The 18,102-nt window shown below is 66.3% G+C and carries 15 protein-coding genes; 12 read left to right on the forward strand and 3 right to left on the reverse strand.

What is annotated here, in order from left to right:
- Nucleotides 1-55 precede the first annotated feature (55 nt).
- Both K3A84_RS15795 and K3A84_RS15800 read left to right on the forward strand, forming a co-directional pair.
- Complete coding sequence (locus K3A84_RS15795; protein ID WP_225010318.1) at nt 56-2,152, forward strand: substrate-binding domain-containing protein; 2,097 nt, start codon at nt 56-58, stop codon at nt 2,150-2,152.
- Nucleotides 2,153-2,418: 266 nt separating this feature from the next.
- Nucleotides 2,419-4,680, forward strand: coding sequence for a TonB-dependent receptor (locus K3A84_RS15800; RefSeq protein WP_225010319.1), 2,262 nt, complete (start codon nt 2,419-2,421; stop codon nt 4,678-4,680).
- A 46-nt stretch (nt 4,681-4,726) separates the two neighbouring features.
- Here K3A84_RS15800 and K3A84_RS15805 read toward each other — a convergent pair whose 3' ends face one another.
- Nucleotides 4,727-6,223 (reverse strand): sensor histidine kinase, encoded by a 1,497-nt coding sequence (locus K3A84_RS15805; protein WP_225010320.1) that lies wholly within the window; start codon nt 6,221-6,223, stop codon nt 4,727-4,729.
- A 124-nt stretch (nt 6,224-6,347) separates the two neighbouring features.
- Here K3A84_RS15805 and K3A84_RS15810 point away from each other — a divergent pair, with 124 nt between their 5' ends.
- From K3A84_RS15810 to K3A84_RS15820, 3 genes are all read left to right on the forward strand, one after another.
- A complete protein-coding gene (locus K3A84_RS15810; protein WP_225010321.1) occupies nt 6,348-8,474 on the forward strand; it encodes a sensor histidine kinase in 2,127 nt (708 codons plus the stop codon).
- Complete coding sequence (locus tag K3A84_RS15815) at nt 8,474-10,138, forward strand: EAL domain-containing protein (RefSeq protein ID WP_225010322.1); 1,665 nt, start codon at nt 8,474-8,476, stop codon at nt 10,136-10,138. Before K3A84_RS15810 ends, K3A84_RS15815 begins: the two co-directional genes overlap by 1 nt.
- Before the next feature lie 157 nt (nt 10,139-10,295).
- Nucleotides 10,296-10,619 carry a GIY-YIG nuclease family protein gene (locus K3A84_RS15820; RefSeq protein ID WP_225010323.1) on the forward strand — a complete coding sequence of 108 codons (324 nt, stop codon included), beginning with the start codon at nt 10,296-10,298 and terminating at the stop codon, nt 10,617-10,619.
- A gap of 147 nt (nt 10,620-10,766) precedes the next feature.
- On the opposite strand, the gene K3A84_RS15825 is transcribed toward K3A84_RS15820, so the two are convergent.
- Both K3A84_RS15825 and K3A84_RS15830 read right to left on the reverse strand, forming a co-directional pair.
- Nucleotides 10,767-11,135 carry a hypothetical protein gene (locus K3A84_RS15825; RefSeq protein WP_225010324.1) on the reverse strand — a complete coding sequence of 123 codons (369 nt, stop codon included), beginning with the start codon at nt 11,133-11,135 and terminating at the stop codon, nt 10,767-10,769.
- A gap of 112 nt (nt 11,136-11,247) precedes the next feature.
- The gene (locus K3A84_RS15830) at nt 11,248-11,919 is read right to left on the reverse strand and encodes a TetR/AcrR family transcriptional regulator (protein WP_225010453.1); all 672 of its coding nucleotides are present in this window, start codon (nt 11,917-11,919) and stop codon (nt 11,248-11,250) included.
- 158 nt (nt 11,920-12,077) lie between these two features.
- On the opposite strand from K3A84_RS15830, the gene K3A84_RS15835 reads away from it, so the two are divergent.
- Genes K3A84_RS15835 through K3A84_RS15865 form a run of 7 tightly spaced genes read left to right on the forward strand, consistent with a single transcriptional unit; the run spans nt 12,078 to nt 18,062 of the window.
- Nucleotides 12,078-13,274, forward strand: a complete 1,197-nt coding sequence (locus tag K3A84_RS15835) for an amine dehydrogenase large subunit (RefSeq protein WP_225010325.1) — start codon at nt 12,078-12,080, stop codon at nt 13,272-13,274.
- A complete protein-coding gene (locus K3A84_RS15840; protein WP_225010326.1) occupies nt 13,271-13,759 on the forward strand; it encodes a MauE/DoxX family redox-associated membrane protein in 489 nt (162 codons plus the stop codon). Before K3A84_RS15835 ends, K3A84_RS15840 begins: the two co-directional genes overlap by 4 nt.
- Nucleotides 13,759-14,349 carry a thioredoxin fold domain-containing protein gene (locus tag K3A84_RS15845; protein ID WP_225010327.1) on the forward strand — a complete coding sequence of 197 codons (591 nt, stop codon included), beginning with the start codon at nt 13,759-13,761 and terminating at the stop codon, nt 14,347-14,349. Before K3A84_RS15840 ends, K3A84_RS15845 begins: the two co-directional genes overlap by 1 nt.
- Before the next feature lie 3 nt (nt 14,350-14,352).
- Nucleotides 14,353-14,916, forward strand: coding sequence for a methylamine dehydrogenase light chain (locus tag K3A84_RS15850; RefSeq protein WP_225010328.1), 564 nt, complete (start codon nt 14,353-14,355; stop codon nt 14,914-14,916).
- A complete protein-coding gene (locus K3A84_RS15855) occupies nt 14,913-15,359 on the forward strand; it encodes a c-type cytochrome (RefSeq protein ID WP_225010329.1) in 447 nt (148 codons plus the stop codon). The genes K3A84_RS15850 and K3A84_RS15855 overlap by 4 nt, the downstream gene beginning before the upstream one ends.
- Complete coding sequence (locus tag K3A84_RS15860; protein ID WP_225010330.1) at nt 15,356-15,808, forward strand: cytochrome C; 453 nt, start codon at nt 15,356-15,358, stop codon at nt 15,806-15,808. Before K3A84_RS15855 ends, K3A84_RS15860 begins: the two co-directional genes overlap by 4 nt.
- A 37-nt stretch (nt 15,809-15,845) precedes the next feature.
- Nucleotides 15,846-18,062 carry a TonB-dependent receptor gene (locus K3A84_RS15865; RefSeq protein ID WP_225010331.1) on the forward strand — a complete coding sequence of 739 codons (2,217 nt, stop codon included), beginning with the start codon at nt 15,846-15,848 and terminating at the stop codon, nt 18,060-18,062.
- Nucleotides 18,063-18,102: the final 40 nt, after the last annotated feature.

Raw genomic sequence — 18,102 nt, forward strand, 5'->3', positions numbered from 1 at the left:
CTACCATCGCAGGGGGATGGGGATAATCAGAGCCGTTTTGAAAAAGGGGTATCCAATGAACAAGTTCCAGAAGACGCAGCTGCTTCTCGCTACCGCCCTGGTGGGCTCGGTGGCCGGCACTGCGCAGGCCCAGGTGGTCTTCCCGGCTGCCGAACTCCACGGCATGGGTGCGTCGTCGATCGCGACGATCATGCCGCGCGAAATGAACTGCATCGGCACGGCCGGCATCGGCACCGCCGACGCCAGCGGCAACTACACCAACGTCCAGGCTGCGGGCGTTGACCTCAAGGACAACGCCGGCACCGTCATCACCAAGGCCAACATCAAGGCTGGTGACAACAACGGTGGCGTGACGGTCCGCAAGTGGGGCGCCTACACCGGTGCCGACGCTGCGTTCGACTGCGCCACCAAGTCGGTCCAGCCGGGCTTTGCCGCGGCTTACGTTTCGACCGGTTCGGGCGGCGGCAAGACTGCATGGGCCGCGATCAACGCTGGCGCGTTCTTCACCGGCGCCGCTGGCAAGATCTTCCCGGCTGCTTTCGGCACCACCTGGTCGAACCCGCACTTCGTGATGTCGGACTCGCCGATCTCGTCGGGCAACGTCTCGTCGTTCAACACCGCTTCGGCCACCAAGAAGGCCGGTGCCGCGATCCAGGTTCCGCTCTACGTCCTGCCCGTCGCGTTCATCTACAACCCGGTCTATGGCCGCAAGGTTGACGCCAGCGGTAACACGGTGCTCGACGCCAGCGGCAACGCGATCGAATACAAGTTCAACGTCGCTACGCCGGTGACCTTCAATGGCACCGCCACGGGCGGTCTGCGCCTGTCGAAGAAGGCCTACTGCGGCATCTTCAACGGCGTCATCACCAACTGGAAGGACGCGACGCTCCAGGCGCTGAACGTCGGCAAGGTCGGCAAGACCAGCGTCGCGCTGTCGCTGATGGACTCCAAGGACTCGGCCACCCGTTGGGCTTCGGACGGCGTTCCGATCCGCCTCGTCGGCCGTCTCGACAAGTCGGGTACGACCGACATCTTCACCCGTCACCTCGCGGCCGTCTGCGGCTCGAGCCTGCCCGTTGGCACCGCCAACAAGTACCTGAACGCTGCTGAAGCGCTGCCGTACTCGACCGCTTCGAACATCGACCTGACCTCGTTCCGTTCGGACTCGCCCTACAAGCCCACCACCACCGACACGCTGGCCGGCACCGCCGACCTGATCAGCGGTGCGGTGTGGACCGGTTCGGCCCTGAACGTCACGCAGGGTGCTGAAGCTGCCGGCAAGTTCACCGTCGCTGACGGTTCGGGCCGCGTGGAATCGTACATCCGTGCCGCTGCTGACGTTGCCTCGGCTTCGGACGCCACCGTTCTGCTGAACGGCAAGATCGGTTACATCGGCGCCGACTTCGTCGCTCCGTCGACCGGCATGACCATGCACGCCGCCGCTCTCGAAGTCGCGCAGACCAACGGCACCAAGAAGCCGCTGTTCGCGATGCCGACCGCTGCTGACGCGCAGGCCGCTTTCGGCACCAAGATCCTGCCGCCGGAATCGGACAAGGGTGGCAAGTTCACGCACTCGGGTCAGTTCCTGCGCTCGAACCCGCTCGACTGGTACAACGCGCTGTACAACGGTGACTCGACGCTCGCCAACCCGACCGTCGGCTACCCGGTCACCGGCACGACCCAGTTCGTGACCGGCACCTGCTTCGCCAAGGCGCAGGACCGCAACGCGCTGGTGTTCATGCTCAACACGCTGCTGGGCAACACCAAGTTCGACAGCGCCAACAACAAGCTCTCGAGCGAAACCTTCACGGGCATCAAGGCCGCGAAGCTCGGCATCCGCCCGCAGGCGGGTCTGGCTCCGCTGCCCAAGGCCTGGAACGTCGCCATCACGGAGACCTTCCTGGTTCGCTCGAAGCAGAAGGCTTCGGACGGCACCACGCTCGCTTCGCAGAACCTGTACATCCAGAACGGCGTTCCGACCAAGGCCGGCCTGGTGAAGATCAAGTCGCTTGCCAACGGCGTTGTCGCGGCTTCGGACCTGCCCGCCACCGTCGACATCAACGTCACGGATGCCAAGGGCAAGACCAAGACCTACGCCAACGTGGAAGCCGGTCCGAACCCGACCTGCACCACCATCGGTTCGGGTCTCTGATCTGACGGGCTTCGCAGCAAGTCCAACCTAAGGAGCGGCCCCGGAGCGATCCGGGGCCGTTTTCTGTTGGGCGCCGGGCGAGGGGGGCAGCGTTTCGGCAATCCATTGCCCGATCCGGGCAAGGTTCCGTTTTGCGCATCCTGCCAACGCGGCTATCGCAGGCGCGTTACGGCACGCGCAGGGCACAGGGATGATCGCAGGGGGCGCGTTCAGATCCTTGCAACCACGCGCGTCTAGGGGGGTGGGGCAGAGGTTCTGGAGGCGTCATGTCCGCAAGCAGCATTGGTCGGCATGCGCAGTTCCTCGTTTCGGCGGGGCTGATCGCGCTCGCGCCCGGCATCGCCATGGCGCAAGTGCCCGAGGATGCAGCGGTGCGCGATCAGGTGACGTTCACCGAACCGGGCGAGATCGTCGTCACCGCGCAAAAGCGCTCTGAACGGGCGATCGACGTTCCCGTGTCGCTGTCCGTGCTGGGCCGCCAGGCGCTGGATTCCAGCCACATGACCCAGGCCGACGACCTTTCTGCCAGCATTCCGAACCTGCGCTTCAGCGCCACGGTCGGCGAAAACACGCCCATCTTCAGCTTGCGCGGCGTGTCGATGGCCGATTTCAGCCTCAATCAGGCCGGGCCGGTCGCGACCTATTACGATGAAGTCTACAAAGGCAACTTCGCCTTCCTCGGCGTGCAGCTCTACGATCTCGACCGGATCGAGGTGCTGCGGGGGCCGCAGGGCACGCTCTATGGCAAGAACACCACCGGCGGCGCGATCAACCTGGTGGCGGCGAGGCCCGTGTTCGAAAACACCGGCAACCTGCGCGTTGGGGTGGGCAACTACGATCGCGTCGAGGCGCAGGGCGCGGTCAACCTCGTGCTCGGGCCGCAACTCGCGGCGCGGGTGGCCTTCACCGCGGCGCGGGCCGATGGCTGGTTCCGCAACAAGCTGCCGGGCAAGCCCGATCTCAACGCCACACGCGAATATGGCGTGCGCGGCTCGCTGTTGTGGGAGCCGAGCGCGACCACGCAGTTCATCCTGCGCCTGTCGACCAGCCTGCAGAACCCCACCAACTACGGCTCCTATAGCAATCCCGGCCCGAACGGCACGGGCGCCGGTGCGTACGGCGACGGCAACGGCTATTTCCGCGACCATCTCGGCCAACGCGAACTGGAAGCGGAATACACGCCGCGCCGCCATGCGCGCACCTGGGCGGCAGCGCTGACCGGGCAGGTCGCGCTGTCCGACACGCTGACGCTCACGTCGGTGACCGGCTGGGACAAGGGGGAGCTTTACGTCCCCGAGGACACCGACGGCAGCCCGCTGCGCACGCTTGAAATCCCCTATACCGATCGCGGCACGCAAATGAGCCAGGAACTGCGGCTTACGTCCAGTTCCAGCGGTCCGCTGACCTTTATCCTTGGCGCGTACTACCATCGCGAAACCTTGTTCAACGCCACGACGATGAACTTCTGGGCCGATCTCGACGTCGACGGCAACGGTCGCGTCGATGCACGGGACTGCGCTTCGAACGCCAGTTTTCTCGCTTGCGTGATCAACAACCGCTTCGACCAGACCAAGCACAGCTACGCGCTGTTCGGCGATGCGCGCTATCGCGTAGGCGCGGCGACCACGGTGCGCCTTGGCCTGCGCCAGACATGGGACGATGGCCGCCAGGCGGGGCTCGCCTCGAGCATCAGCGGGGTCGATGGCGTGCTGGTGGCGACGCCCATCCCCGCGATGGATCGCCGCTTCGCGACCTCCAACCTGTCGGGCAAGATCGGCATCGACCATCGGCTCGGCGAACGCACGCTGCTGTTCGCCAGCGTCGGGCGCGGCTATCGCGCCAGCGGCTTCAATGCTCAGGCCTTCTTCGATCCGAGCGAGGCCAATGTCGCCAAGCCCGAAACGCTCGATGCCTACGAAGCGGGGATCAAGGCCGAGACCGCCGACCGCGTGCTGTCGGTCAGCGCGACGGGCTTCTACTACGATTACCGCAACCAGCAGTTCCTCAGTGTCAATCCCGCCAACGCGGCGCAGAACCTCGTTAACCTGCCGCGCTCGCGTATCTATGGCGGCGAACTGGAACTCGATTTGCGCCCTTTGCGCAAGCTCGCGCTCCACGCCGGGCTTGGCCTGTTGCACGCCCGCGCCCGTGAAGGCGTGATCAGCGGTACCGATGTGCGGGGCAATCGCCTCGCCAATGCCCCGGCGCGCACCGTGAACGTTTCGGGCGAATGGGTGGCGGTGGACAGCGATGTGGCGCGGCTGGTGCTGCGCGCCGATGTCAGCGCGGTGTCGTCGCAGTATTTCGAGATCCTCAACATTCCGCGCCTGCGCTCGCCGGGCTACGCCCTGGTCGGCGCGTCTGCCACCGTCAGTCGGGGGCCGTGGAGCGTCGCGGTCTGGGGCAAGAACCTGGGCGACACCTTCTACTTCACGTCGCGCATAGACCTGTCGGGCTTCGGCTTCGACTATGCCCACGTGGGCACCCCGCGCATGTTCGGCGCCAGCCTGCGCTACGATTTCCGCTGAGGCGGCTACGCGCGCGACGGCGCGCGGGGTGGCGGAGGCCGCCTGTTCAGACGGTCGCCATCGGGAACGCGAGCGTGAAGGTCGATCCGCGACCTTCCACGCTCTCCACGTCCACCGTGCCGCCATGCAGTCCCATGAAGTATCGCACCGCATGCAGGCCCAGACCGGTTCCCTTCACGCCTTGCGCGTTGCGGCTGCGAAAGAAGCGCGCGAACAGGCGCGGCACGTCGTTGGCAGGGATGCCGATGCCCTGGTCCTTCACCGCGATCTTCAGCCAGCCGCCTTCGGCACTGGCGCGCACGCGGATCAGGCCCTGGGGTGGCGAATACTTGATCGCGTTGGTCAACAGGTTCTCGATCACCTGTTCGGACAGGGCCGGGTCGAACGAGACCTGCGGCAGTACGCCGATCTCGGCCTCGATCCGGCGCGCGGGGTGCAGGGTCTGCTGGTTGGCGATGCAGCGCGCGATCAGCGGACCGATGTCGCCTTTGTGCGGCAGGAACGTGACCTTGCCTTCGGCGATGCTGGCGGTGGCGAGCGTGTTGTCGACCGCCTCGCTCATCCGGTGCACGGCCTCGCGCACCACGCGCACGCGGTCCGCGACGCCGTCGTTGTCGGGCACCAGCTTACCGATCCGGCGCGCGGCGGCGTCGATGATCGACAGCGGCGTGCGGAAGTCGTGGCTGGTCATCAGCAGGAACTGGCGCTCCGTTTCGGCAATGCCCTTTTCGCGCGCGAGCGCCTTCTGCAGTCGCCGCTCCAGGCGATAGGCACGGGTCACGTCCTGCTGCGACAGCATCAGCGAGATCCGCCCCGTCACCGGATCGGCCAGCCGCCGCAGCATGACTTCGTGCATGCGGTAGCCTTCGCCCGCCATGCGCAGCGTTGCGCCTGCAGAGCCCGCTTCCAGCGCGGCGGTGCGGATCGTGGCGGCCTGCTCGGGATCGGCAAACAGCGCCAGGAAATTGTCGAAGTGAGGGATGTTGGGCGCTCCCAGACGGTTCATCAACGCCTCGGCGGCCGGGTTGTGCATCAGCCAGTGCCCGCCGTCGGTCACCAGCGATATCATCAGCGGCGATTGCCGCACGGCCTCGATCGCGCGGCGTTCATAGGCCTGCGCGTCGGGTGCCTCGATCGGTTCGTCGCCTGCCTCCACCATCAGCGCCAGCCGGCCCGTATCAATGGGGCCGTGGTCGAGCCGCACCACGCTCATGCGGCATTCGCGCTGGCTGGGCTGACCGTTGGGATAGAACGTCCAGCGCTCGCGCACGCTGCCGCCTTCGGCCAGCGCATGGCGCAAGTTGGCGAGCCGGTCGGCCGTGCCCAACGCGGTTGGCACGAAGTCGCGCCGCTGCAGTTCGGCAACATCGCCCGCCTGCCAGAAGCGCAAGGCCCCGGCATTGGCCCAGACGATGCGGTGCGCGTCGAAATCGTAGATCCACACCGGCCTGTCGATCCGCGCCAGCAGGGCCAGCGCGTTTCCGTCGCAGCGCGGCAACCCCGCGACAGCGGGTGACGGAGCGGGAAGGGGGTGGCTGCTCATGGGCGTAATGGTTTCCCAATACCTGTTCAAAACGCGATGTTAGCAGTTGGACTGGTAGCTCGGAGGGGCGTCAGATGGTGGTCCGGTGTTCGAAAAAGCGAAACATGACAGTGTGTTGAAGGGCGTGCCGCTGGCCAATTGGCTCAGCGCCTCGTACCTGCGCACCGCTGTCATACCGCTGTGCCTAATCGAGCTGGGTTTCCTTGCCAGTTATTGGGTGACGGGTAACTTCACCTACCAGCGCAACGTCGAGACGGTGAACCGCGTCTCGGAAAAGTATCTCGGCGACATCGCCACGCGCGAGGCCATGACGATCCAGGCCACGCTGGGCAGCGTCGAAGGCCTCACCCGCGTGTTCGCCATGGAGACGGGCCGCGCGCTGGCCACGCCCCACGTCCCCCCCCTGGCGGAGCAGCACCGCTATCGGCTTGCGCCCAATGGCGTGTTCCACACGGTTTCGGGCACGGCGCAGGACAGCGCCAGCTTCTACAGCGGCGTCGTGCCCGTCGGCCCTGCGCAGATCGACAAGGTCTGGCGCACCGTCCCGCTCGATCCGGTGATGCAGCACATCAAGCATGCCTCGCCACTGGTGCGGCAGCTCTATGTCAACACATGGGACAGCTACAACCGCATCTTCCCCTATTTCGACGTGCAGGGCCAATACGCGCCACGCATGAATATCCCTTCGTACAACTTCTACTACGAGGCGGACGCGCGCCATAACCCGCAGCGAAAGGTGGTCTGGACCGACGCCTATGTCGATCCGGCGGGTGGCGGCTGGATGGTCTCCGCCATCGCGCCGGTCTATGGCCCGCAACGGCTCGAAGCGGTGGTCGGCATGGACGTGACCGTCGGCACCATCGTCGATCGCATTCTCGCGCTCGACCTGCCATGGCAGGGCTACGCGATGCTCATCGGGCGTGACGGCACCATCCTCGCGCTGCCGCGCGCGGGCGAGCGCGACCTCGGCGTGAGAGAACTGAAGGACCATGCCTATGCCGAGGCGATCCGGTCCGACACCTTCAAGCCCGGTCACTTCAACCTCGCCAGCCGCGACGCATTGGAGCCGATCGCGCGCGCCATCGCGGCGCGCCGCTCGCAGATCGTGCGCGTGCGCCTTGGCGGGCGCGAGATGCTGGCCGCCAACGCCCGCGTTGCAGGGCCCGGCTGGAGCCTCGTGGTCCTCGCACCGGCCGCCAACATCCTGGCGGACGCCACTTCGCTGCGCGACCTGCTGCGCGATGTGGGCCTCGCTATGCTGGCGATCCTGCTGGTGTTCTACGTCGGCTTCTTCCTGTTCCTCATCTGGCGCGCCCGCGCGATGAGCCGCCGCGTGGCCGAGCCGCTGCGCGCGATCGAGACGGTGATGGAGCGCATCGGCACCGGCGAATACGATCAGGCCGCCCCCCGCTTCGGCGTCGCCGAGATCGACACCGTGGCCGAACGCCTTGTCGAAATGGGCGGCAAGCTGGGCGAGGCGCACCGCCGGTTGTTGGGACAGGAGGCAGAGGTGCGCCGCGCGCTCGACAACGAACGCCACGTCACCACCGGCCAGCGCCGCTTCATCAACGTGCTCAGCCACGAATTCCGCACGCCGTTGACAGTCATCGACAGTTGCGGCCAGATCCTGCGTCGCCGCGCCGGGCGACTGACCGAGGAAACCACGATCGAGCGGTCCGAGATGATCCGCCGCTCGGCCGCGCGCATCGACGACGTGATGAAAAGCGCCCTGCAACTGGTCCAACTGGAAGAAGGCGAGATCGCCTGCCAGCCCGCGCCGGTTCCGCTCGGCCTGCTGCTGCGCGAACTGGCGCGCCCGGCGCAGGCCGATCCGCGCGGCATCGCGGTGGTCGTAGGCAATCTGCCCAATGGCGCCGCCGTGCTGGTCGATCGTATCCTGGCACGAAGCGCGCTTGCGGCCATCGTCGACAACGCGCGCAAATATTCGCATGATGGAGGGACCGTGACGATCGAAGCGCAATTGGACGATGCGGCCTGCCGGATCACGATCCGCGACCAGGGGGTCGGCATCGCGCCCGAAGATCTGCCGCACGTGCGCGATCGCTTCTTTCGGGGGGTGAACAGCACCGCCATTCCCGGTGCCGGCACCGGCCTCTACCTTGCCGCGACCCTGGTCGAAGCCAATGCGGGCCAGCTTGCCATCGCATCCACGCCCGGTCAGGGCACTACCGTTACCGTGATGCTGCCGCTCGCCGCCGAGAGCGCGGGCGACATGCCGGAGGCCGCTTGATGTCCGTTCTCGATCCCCGCCATTTCAAGGTCCTGTGCATCGAGGACGAGCCGGAGATCCTGCGCGATCTGGTCGAGGAACTGCGCGACTACGGCTTCGAGGTGGGCGAGGCGCCCAATGCCGAGGCCGCGCTGCCTCTGATCGAGACGCTCGCGCCGCACCTGATCGTCTGCGACATGCAGATGCCGGGCATGAACGGGCTCGAACTGCTGCACAAGCTGCGCGCCCGGCGCGACGATCTGGCCGCCGTGCCCTTCGTGTTCCTGACCGCTTTCGGCGATCGTGACAGCGTCATCACCGGGCGGCGTGCCGGCGCCGACGACTATCTGGTCAAGCCGGTCGACTACGACCTGCTGATCGCCGCTGTGGAAAGCCACCTGCGCAACGTCGCCCAGCGCGCGGAAAAGGTATCGGCGGCCAGCCTCGTTGTGGCCGAGGCAGAGGGATTGCCGGGACGCGAAGATCTGCAACGTCGGCTCGAAACCGCAGCAGCAGTGCAGAGCGTGGCGGTCGTTCGCATCGACGACATGGCCGAAGTCGGCCGCCGCTTCGCCGGCCACGACCCGCGCCATGCCTATCGGCTGGCCGCCCGGCTGGCGCGCATGGCCGGAATCGACCTCTACTGGCTCAAGCTCGATTGCTGCGTGCTGCTGCCCGGGGCAGGGGCGAATCTCGATCGTGCGCTGGCGCGGCTCGCCGATTTCGCGTTGCGCGACAGCGACGGTGGCGGGCAGGCGCGCACGCGCGTGCCCTTGTCGATCGTCACCGGGCGCCCGGACGAGCGCGGAGCGATGGTCCTGGTCGACCAGCTCGTCGAATCCGCGCGGCTGCTCCAGCGCGATGGCGGCGGGCGGACGCTGGCGCTCGATGATCCCGCCTTGTCGGAAATGCGGCTGGCCAACTCGATCCGCAGCGAACTGGTCAACGCGATCAACCAGGGCCAGATGCACGTCTGCTTCCAGCCCAAGGTGCGCGCCAGCGACGGGCGCCCCCTGTCCGCCGAAGTGCTGGTCCGCTGGGACAGCCCGCTGCTCGGCCAGCTTTCGCCCGGCACGTTCATCCCGGTGGTCGAGCGCGCCGGGCTGCTCAGCCACGTCACCGACTGGGTGCTGCGCCAGACTGCGCTGTGCCAGGTGCGCCTGCGCGAAGCGGGGCTGCCCGCGCGCCTTGCGGTCAACATCGGCGGCAGCGAATTCACCTCCGGCCTTGCGGATCGCATCGCCGCCATCTGCGCCGACGTCGGGGCAGACATGCGCGACATCGAGGTGGAGATCACCGAGACCTCGATGCTGGAAGACCCGGACTCCGCCAGCGCCATCGTCGAGGCGCTCCACGCCCGCGGCGTCAGCGTCGCGCTCGACGATTTCGGCACCGGGTTCTCCTCGCTCAGCCACCTGCAAAGTTGCGCGGTCGACATGATCAAGATCGACCGCAGCTTCGTGCGGCAGGTGGCCGAAGAAGGCACCGACCAGAAGATCGTGCTGGGCATCATCCGTCTGGCGCAGATGCTGGGGGTGGAGACCGTGGCAGAGGGCGTCGAACTGGAATCCCAGCGCCGCTGGCTGCGCGAAAACAACTGCGCAACGCTGCAGGGCTACCTCATCTCCCGCCCCTTGCGCTTCGAGACATATTGCGACCTGCTGCGCGACTGGCCCGACGCCTGAGGGCGGGGGCCGCGGGCAGCGTGGACCAATTCAGCCGTGGGCGGAGCGACCGAAATTGGGTGGTTCGCTGCCAAACTGACAGACAAGCTACCCGTCGCCCCGTGCTTGACACGGGGCTCGGCTTCCCTTGCGATGTTGCGTTTGGCATGCTGGCGCGATGGAAAAGGGCGGCTGGGTCTACATCATGGCGAACCGCTTTCGCGGCGGGATGTACGTTGGCGTCACATCCGATCTGATCCGGCGGGTGTGGCAGCATCGTGAAGGTCGTGGCTCGATCCACGTAACGGACTTTGGCAAGACCAGGCTGGTCTATGCCGAGCGGCACGCGGAAATCGAACCTGCCATTGCCCGCGAGAAACTGGTCAAGAAATGGCGCCGGGAATGGAAATTCGCGCTGACCGAGGCGGACAATCCAGACTGGCTGGACCTTTGGGACCAGTGGTATCCGGTGGCGGCACCGCAACGCGAGAGCGCAAAGTAGCCAAGCCCCGTGTCAAGCACGGGGCGACGGTAGATGTTGGGTGGGAAGCTGCCTTTCCGGTTTGATGAACAAGCGGCAGCCATTGGCACTGCTCTCAGGTACCCGATACGGTAGAAATGTCGGGGGATGGGCACTTGTCAGTGTGGACTACGGGCGTTTTACGAACCAGCCAGCATTCCAAAGTGCTGCTACGCAAAACCATGCAGCACCAATGGACCACACACCTCCGCCCGTCACTATTGCCGGAAGGGGTAGCGGTAAGCTGGCAAACGTCTTTAACCCAAATCCCGTCGCGAACAGTCCGAAACCGGCAGCATAAAGTCCTGTCGCCCAAGTGGCGGTCTTCTGCTGCTGAGTGACGGACGCTCTTGCGTGACAGGCGTATCCAAATACTGCAACCGAAGCAGCAACAACAAGCACCTCAAGCCAGTAGGCGATGGGAAGTGCAATCCCTGTGCCGATCACCACAATGGTCCATGCAATTGCGATATATGCGATGAAAATGCCCTTTGCCATCTGAACTCCGTGAACAGCCTCCTACGTGCGTACCATTTGAATTTCGTGTTGCAAGGCCATGCTAAATGGGCGCAAGTGGGCGTAAACGGTCACTTGGATTTGTCCACGTGCCCTAGCGTTCCAGCCCGGCGATATCCTCGCTGCGGATCGTCCGCACCAGATTGCAGAACGACAGCACCGCGATCCGCTCGATCTCGGGCATCCGCGGCTCGAACGGCTTTTCGTGGCCGGCGAAGATGGTCATCCCCTCCATCGACGCCGAAATGAACAGCGCCACGATCTGGCATTCCTCGGGCGTCAGGTCGGCCCGCATTTCGGTGATGATCGCCAGCAGCGGGGCGCGGGCGCGCACGTAAAGGTCCTGCACGCGGTCGAACACGAAGGGGTCATGGTTGCTCAGCGCCCACAGCTCGGGGAAGAACCGCGTCGTCTTCTTGGAACGGATATCGTCTAGGATCAGCAGGCACACCCGCTGCAACCGTTCTTCCGGGGGCAGGTCGGGCACGTGGGTGATCGCGTCGAATTCCACCTCGTAGCTGGCGATCACCGCTTCGAACAGCGCGCGCACCAGCTCCTCGCGGGTGCGATAATGGTACGTCAGGTTGCCGAACTTCATGTCGCAGGCCGCCGCGACTCGGCGCATCGACATGGCGCGATAGCCTTCCTCGATCAGGATCGACAGCGCGGTGCGCAGGATCAGCTCGCGCGTCTCCTGCCCCTTCAGATACCCGCCTTCGCGTTCGGGCATGATCAGGTCGGTGACGAACTTGGGCGGGCTATCCATCTGATTCACGAACATTTCCCTGAAAGGCGAGGGCGGCGTAGCGCGCCCGAAAAATTATGTCACGTGACAAATTTAGGTCACTTGACTGATTTGTTGCTGGTTTGTCAATATCGCAGGCGTTGAACCGGCCATCACAAGGTCGGAACAGGGAGTTTGTCATGCGGTCTCACGCCTTGGCGCTGGTCCTTTCCGCGTCCCTTGCCGGGACGGCGCTCGCCGCGTCGCCCCCGGCCTATCCTGCCCCGTTGCCCGAAGAACCGATCCCCGCGGTCGACACCTTGCCCAGGCAGTGGCCGGCCAGCTGGGTGCTGGTCCACGATTTCCACTTCGCCTCGATCGTCGACGGGCGCGTCTACGTTCTCGACACCACATCGCCCGAACGCCCGGTGCGCGGCATGATCCGCGCCTCGCAGTTCGCCAATATGCTGCTCGCCGCCCCGCGCGGCGAAGTCCTCACGTCGGAAACGTTCTACAGCCGCCTGTCGCGCGGCGAGCGCACCGACGCGGTGACGATCTGGGACATGGCCACGCTCGAACCCAAGGGCGAGATCGTGATGCCCGGCGGCAAGCGCCAGCAGTCGGTCACCTATCCGCAGCTGTTCCAGCTGACGAACGGTGGCAAGTGGGCGCTGGTCGCCAACTTCACCCCCGCGCAGTCGGTCAGCGTGCTCGATCTCGATGCGCGCAAGGTCGTCTCCGAGATCGACCTGCCCGGTTGCGCGCAGATCTACCCCACCGGGACGCGCGGCTTCACCAGCCTCTGCGCCGATGGTTCGCTGCTTTCGATCGCGCTTGGTCCCGATGGGCAGGTGGCGTCGTCGAAGACGGTGGAAAAGGTGCAGGACATCGACCGCCACCCGCTGTTCAGCACGCCCGCATGGGTCGGCCAGACCGCGTGGTTCGTCAGCTTCTATGGACAGGTGCAGGGCTTCGACATGAGCGGCCCGGTTGCCAAGCCGCTGCCGGGCGCGTTCAGCGTCGGCACGGCCGAAGGCGGCGCGCCCGAATGGCGGCCCGGCGGCTGGCAGGTGATCACCTCGGACGCCAGGGGCCTGCTCTATGTGCTGATGAGCCCGAATGGCCGCGAAGGCAGCCACAAGGACGGCGGCAGCGAAGTCTGGGTGCTCGATACCGCCAAGAAGGCGCGCGTGGCCCGCATTGCGCTGCGCGGCGTCGCCGCCGCCATCTCCGTCACGCGGGAAGCCGTGCCGCACCTGATCGTCGCGCGCGGCGATGGCGAGATCGACGTGCATGACGCCGCTACCGGGGCCTTCGTGCGCGGCCTTGGCCGGGCGGGCGGGGCCAACCCGATCCTCATCACGCCGGTTCCCGCTGCTGGGGGCCCCGGCCAGTGACCGCGCTCCCGCTCTTCCTCGCGCTCGTGCTGGGCGGTTCGGCCCTGCACAAGGCGCTCGATCGCCAGCGCCTCGCCAGTGCCGCCGCGCGGCTGGTCGGGGTGCGGCCCAGCCATGGCCTCCTGCTGCTCGTTGCGGCGGCGGGCGTCGAAGCCATCGCCGCGCTGTGCCTCCTCGCCCCCGCGCTGCGCTCCACCGGCGGCCTGCTCGCCGCCGGGTTGTGGGTGCTCTATGGACTCGCGCTCGCCCGCCGTCGCGGTGAAACGCTCGATTGCGGCTGCGATCTCGTCGCCCGCGAACGCCCGGTCGCCACATGGCAGATCGTCCGCGCCTTCGCCCTTGCGGCGCTAGCGCTGCTCGTTTCCGCGCTTCCGGCGGCGGGCTTCGGCCTCGATGCGCCCTTCGCCGCCGCCGCGTTCCTCGCGCTTTACCTCGCCGCGTCCGAACTTTCCGCCATTCCCCACCCCCGCTGGAGGAGCCGCTGATGCTCACGTCCCAGATCCTGTTGTGGACCGCCGTGATCGTGCAAGGTCTGCTCATCGCCGCCCTCGCGCGTCAGGTCGGCATCCTGCACGAACGCATCGCGCCTGCCGGTGCCCTGACGCTCCACCAGACCGTCGCCCCGGGCGAGGTCGCCTCGCCGATGACCGTCGTCACCACCGCCGGCCAGCCGCTCGAAATCGGCGGCAAGCGGCAGGGGCGCAGCCAGCTGCTGTTCTTCGCCTCGCCCGATTGCCCGGTGTGCAAGTCGCTGCTGCCCGTCCTGCGCGGCGCGGCCAGGGCCGAATCCAACTGGCTCGACGTGGTGCTGGCGGGCGACGGGGCCAAGGCCGCCTATACTCACATGGCGTCTGTGCACGACCTTGGTGAACTTCCAATCGTCCTGTCCGAAGCCCTCGGCCGCGCCTTCGGCGTCTCCAAGCTGCCTTACGCGGTGCTGCTGGACGAAGAAGGCCGCGTCGCCTCGCTCGGCCTCGTCAACAGCCGCGAACACCTCGAAAGCCTGTTCGAAGCCAAGGAACGCGGCGTCGCCTCGATCCAGGACTTCCTCGCTCGTCGCAACCAGGAGGCTTGAGCCATGGGCACCCTCGACAAACTGACCGAACGCCTCTCGCGCGGCGTCGCCCGCCGCACCTCGCGCCGCAGCACGCTGGCGTGGCTGGGCGCAGCGATTACCGGGGCAGCGGCCTTTCCCGTCCTGCCCGTGGCGCGCGCCGCCAGCGGTTCGCCGCATGGCGGTGGGGACGGCGGCACGCACACGCCCTATGCCACGGGCAATCCGCAGGATCCGGGTGACCGCAAGTCCTGCGATTACTGGCGCTACTGCGCGATCGACGGCTTCCTGTGCACCTGTTGCGGCGGCTCGGTCAGCACGTGCCCGCCGGGCACCGAGATGTCGCCCATCACCTGGATCGGCACCTGCACCAACCCCGCCGACAACCGCGCCTACATCATCAGCTACAACGATTGCTGCGGCACCTCGTCGTGCGGGCAGTGCATGTGCAACCGCAACGAGGGCGACCGACCGCAGGTGCGCCCGCAGTCGAACAACGATTACAACTGGTGCCTTGGCACGCAGAGCAGCGTCTACAACTGCTCGACCGCGGTGATCGTCGGCGTCGCGCTGGAGCAGCCGAAGTGAAGCGCCTCGCTCTCGCTGCGCTCGCGCTGGCCGCAACGCCCGCGATGGCCGCGCCCGATGGCGCCACCGTGTTCAACCGCTGCGCGGCCTGCCACACCAAGACCGGGGCGGGCGTGCCGGGCGCCTATCCGCCGCTCAACAGCGATTTCCGCACGCTCGCCAACAGCCCCAACGGTCGCAAGTATCTGGTGCTGGCGGTGATCAAGGGCCTCAACGGTCCGATCACCGTCGAAGGCAAGCCGTATCGCGGCATGATGCCCGCGCAAGGGCTGGACGACGCTTCCACCGCCGCCGTGCTCAACCACGTCGGCGGGCAGGTGGCTAAGGCGGGCTCCGCCTTCAAGCCCTTCGCCGAGGCGGACGTGGCCAAGGTGCGCAAGGACGGGGCAGCGCTGTCCTCGGCGCAGGTTGCTGCGCTCCATGCCGGGGCGGGCGGCAAGTGAACCGTCGCCTCTCCGCCCTGGTCCTCGCGCTGGCGGGGCTCGCCGTCGGTGTCGGGGCCACGGCGGGAGAGGCCGCCATGCGCGGCGTGCCCAACCCGCAGCAGGCGCGCGTGGATTACATCCTCAAGTGCCAGGGCTGCCACCGCATCGACGGCAGCGGCGATGATCGCTCGAACCCGCCGATGAACGGCGTCGTCGCGCGCTTCCTTGCCGTGCCGGGCGGGCGCGAGTTTCTCGCCCGCGTGCCGGGCGTGTCGACCGTCAACCTTGACGACACGCGGCTCGCCAATCTCGTCAACTGGACACTTTATCGCTTCGATCCGGAGCACGTTCCGGCCGACTTCCGCCCTTATACCCCGGCGGAAATCGGCCAGCTCCGGCGTCACCCCCTGCGCCTTGAGCGCGCCGCTACAAGAGCGCGCCTGGTCGCAGGGTTCTCGCAGGACTGAACGCCAGGCTCATCCGCTCCAACGGGAGGACACACTCATGAGGGACCGCACCATCCGCGCCAATGCTCTGGCCGGGATTGCCGCAGTATGCATATTCAACACGAGTTCGGCGATGGCACAAGCTGCCCCGCAGGGCACATCGGCTGAGGAAGCCGCGCCGGGCGAGATCGTCGTCACCGCGACCAAGCGCGCCGAAAGCCTGCAGTCGGTGCCGATTTCGGTTTCCGCCATCGGCGGCGATGCCCTGTCGAAGTCGCGCGTGACCAGCGTCGACAGCCTCGTCACCAAGGTCGCCAACCTCCAGCTGACCTCGATCGTGGGTGACAACACCCCAATCTTCGCGCTGCGCGGCGTGTCGATGTCGGACTACAGCCTCAACCAGTCCAGCCCCGTCGCGACCTATTACGACGAAGTCTACAAGGGCAACTTCGCCTTCCTCGGCGTCGCCATGTACGACCTCGAGCGCGTCGAAGTGCTGCGCGGGCCGCAGGGCACGCTCTATGGCAAGAACACCACCGGCGGCGCGGTCAACATCATCAGCCGCGAGGCCAAGCTGGGTGAGACCAGCGGCTATATCAACGCAGGTTACGGCAACTACAACCGCGTGGACCTGAACGGCGCGGTCAACGTGGCCCTGGGCGAAAAGGCTGCGCTGCGCGTGGCGGGCACATTCGCGCGCGCCGATGGCTGGTTCAAGAACGTGGTGCCGGGCATGCCCGATCTTGCCAGCACCCGCGAATGGGCGGTGCGCGGCACGTTGAAGGTGGAGCCTACCGACGGGGTCAAGCTGACGCTGCGCGCCTCGCACAGCTTCCAGAACCCGCATAACTACGGCATCTACGCCCAGCCGGAGGCGACCAACCGGCCGGGCCTTTCCAAGTGGCAGATCGCCTCGGACGTGCCCGACCGTCGCCGCGCCAAGACCACCTCGGTCGCCTTCACCGCGAATATCGACGTGACCGACGGCCTCGCGATCACCAGCATCACCAGCTACGACAAGGGCACGCTGTTCTTCCGCGAGGACACCGACGGGACGGCCACTCGCCTGCTGGAAATCCCCTACTACGACAAGGCCAGCCAGTTCGCGCAGGACCTGCGCCTGACCAGCAATTTCGGCGGGCCGTTCGATTTCATCCTCGGCGCGTACTACAACCGTGAAAAGGTCTACAACCAGACCGCGTTCGAGATCCTGACCGACTTCGACGTCAACGAGGATGGCGTGATCAACGCTGCGGACTGCGCCGCCGGGTTCCCCGCCGCGTGCAAGGTGCGCAACCAGTTCGACCAGGTGAAGAAGAGCTTCGCGGTCTATTCCGACCTCAAGTACAAGGTCACCGATGCGCTGACCCTGCGTGGCGGCTTGCGTTATACCCACGATACCGGCGTTCAGAGCGGCTTTTCCTCCGACGCCTTCGGTTACGACGACGTGCTCGTGACCAACCTCATCCCGCTGTCCACGCTGCGGTTCAAGACCGACAACCTGTCGGGCAAGATCGGCTTCGACTACAAGCTGCCCGATGGCAACCTGCTCTACGCCAGCGTCAGCCGGGGCTATCGTGCCCCAAGCTTCAACGCGCAGGCCTTCTTCGATCCGTCGGAGCTGTCGGTGGCCAAGGCGGAGAAGGTCACGTCCTACGAAGTGGGTGCCAAGACCCAGTTCTGGGATCGCCGCATCACGCTCAACATGGCGGCGTTCTACTACGATTACCGCAACCAGCAGTTCATCAACGTCGATCCGGTGCTCGGTTCGCAGACGCTGCTCAACATCCCCAAGTCGCGCATCTTCGGCGGCGAGGCGGAACTGACCGTGCGCGCGAGCGACCGTTTCACGCTGCACGCCGGGATGGGGCTGCTCTCGACCAAGATCAAGCAGGGCACGCTCAGCGGCAACGACGTGGCGGGCCACCGCCTGTCGAACGCGCCGACCCTGACCTTTAACGCCGGGATCGACGCCACGCTCTACGAAGGCGGCATCGGCAAGGTCTCGGTCCACCCCGAGATCGCCTACCAGTCGAGCCAGTTCTTCGAAGTGCTCAATATCCCCCGCCTGCGCCAGTCGTCCTATGCGCTGGTCGGCGGGCATATCGACTGGGAGAGCGCCGATGGGATGTTCAACGCCTCGGTCTGGGCCAAGAACCTCGCCAACAAGTTCTACTTCACCTCGCGGGTCGATCTGCTCGCGGGCTTCGGCTTCGATTACAACCACATCGGCAACCCGCGCAGCTATGGCGTGACGGTGGGCGCGAAGTTCTGACATACTGAAAGGGCGAGGGAGGCTGGCTAGAGCCTCCCCG

The organism is Novosphingobium percolationis, from assembly GCF_020179425.1.
GTDB lineage: Bacteria > Pseudomonadota > Alphaproteobacteria > Sphingomonadales > Sphingomonadaceae > Novosphingobium > Novosphingobium percolationis.

Excerpts from the sequence above, each read along its gene's own strand:
- K3A84_RS15795 (WP_225010318.1), top strand. The coding sequence starts at position 56 with ATGAACAAGTTCCAGAAGACGCAGCTGCTTCTCGCTACCGCCCTGGTG.
- K3A84_RS15800 (WP_225010319.1), top strand. The coding sequence starts at position 2,419 with ATGTCCGCAAGCAGCATTGGTCGGCATGCGCAGTTCCTCGTTTCGGCG.
- K3A84_RS15805 (WP_225010320.1), bottom strand. The coding sequence starts at position 6,223 with ATGAGCAGCCACCCCCTTCCCGCTCCGTCACCCGCTGTCGCGGGGTTG.
- K3A84_RS15815 (WP_225010322.1), top strand. The coding sequence starts at position 8,474 with ATGTCCGTTCTCGATCCCCGCCATTTCAAGGTCCTGTGCATCGAGGAC.
- K3A84_RS15820 (WP_225010323.1), top strand. The coding sequence starts at position 10,296 with ATGGAAAAGGGCGGCTGGGTCTACATCATGGCGAACCGCTTTCGCGGC.
- K3A84_RS15825 (WP_225010324.1), bottom strand. The coding sequence starts at position 11,135 with ATGGCAAAGGGCATTTTCATCGCATATATCGCAATTGCATGGACCATT.
- K3A84_RS15830 (WP_225010453.1), bottom strand. The coding sequence starts at position 11,919 with ATGGATAGCCCGCCCAAGTTCGTCACCGACCTGATCATGCCCGAACGC.
- K3A84_RS15835 (WP_225010325.1), top strand. The coding sequence starts at position 12,078 with ATGCGGTCTCACGCCTTGGCGCTGGTCCTTTCCGCGTCCCTTGCCGGG.
- K3A84_RS15845 (WP_225010327.1), top strand. The coding sequence starts at position 13,759 with ATGCTCACGTCCCAGATCCTGTTGTGGACCGCCGTGATCGTGCAAGGT.
- K3A84_RS15850 (WP_225010328.1), top strand. The coding sequence starts at position 14,353 with ATGGGCACCCTCGACAAACTGACCGAACGCCTCTCGCGCGGCGTCGCC.
- K3A84_RS15865 (WP_225010331.1), top strand. The coding sequence starts at position 15,846 with ATGAGGGACCGCACCATCCGCGCCAATGCTCTGGCCGGGATTGCCGCA.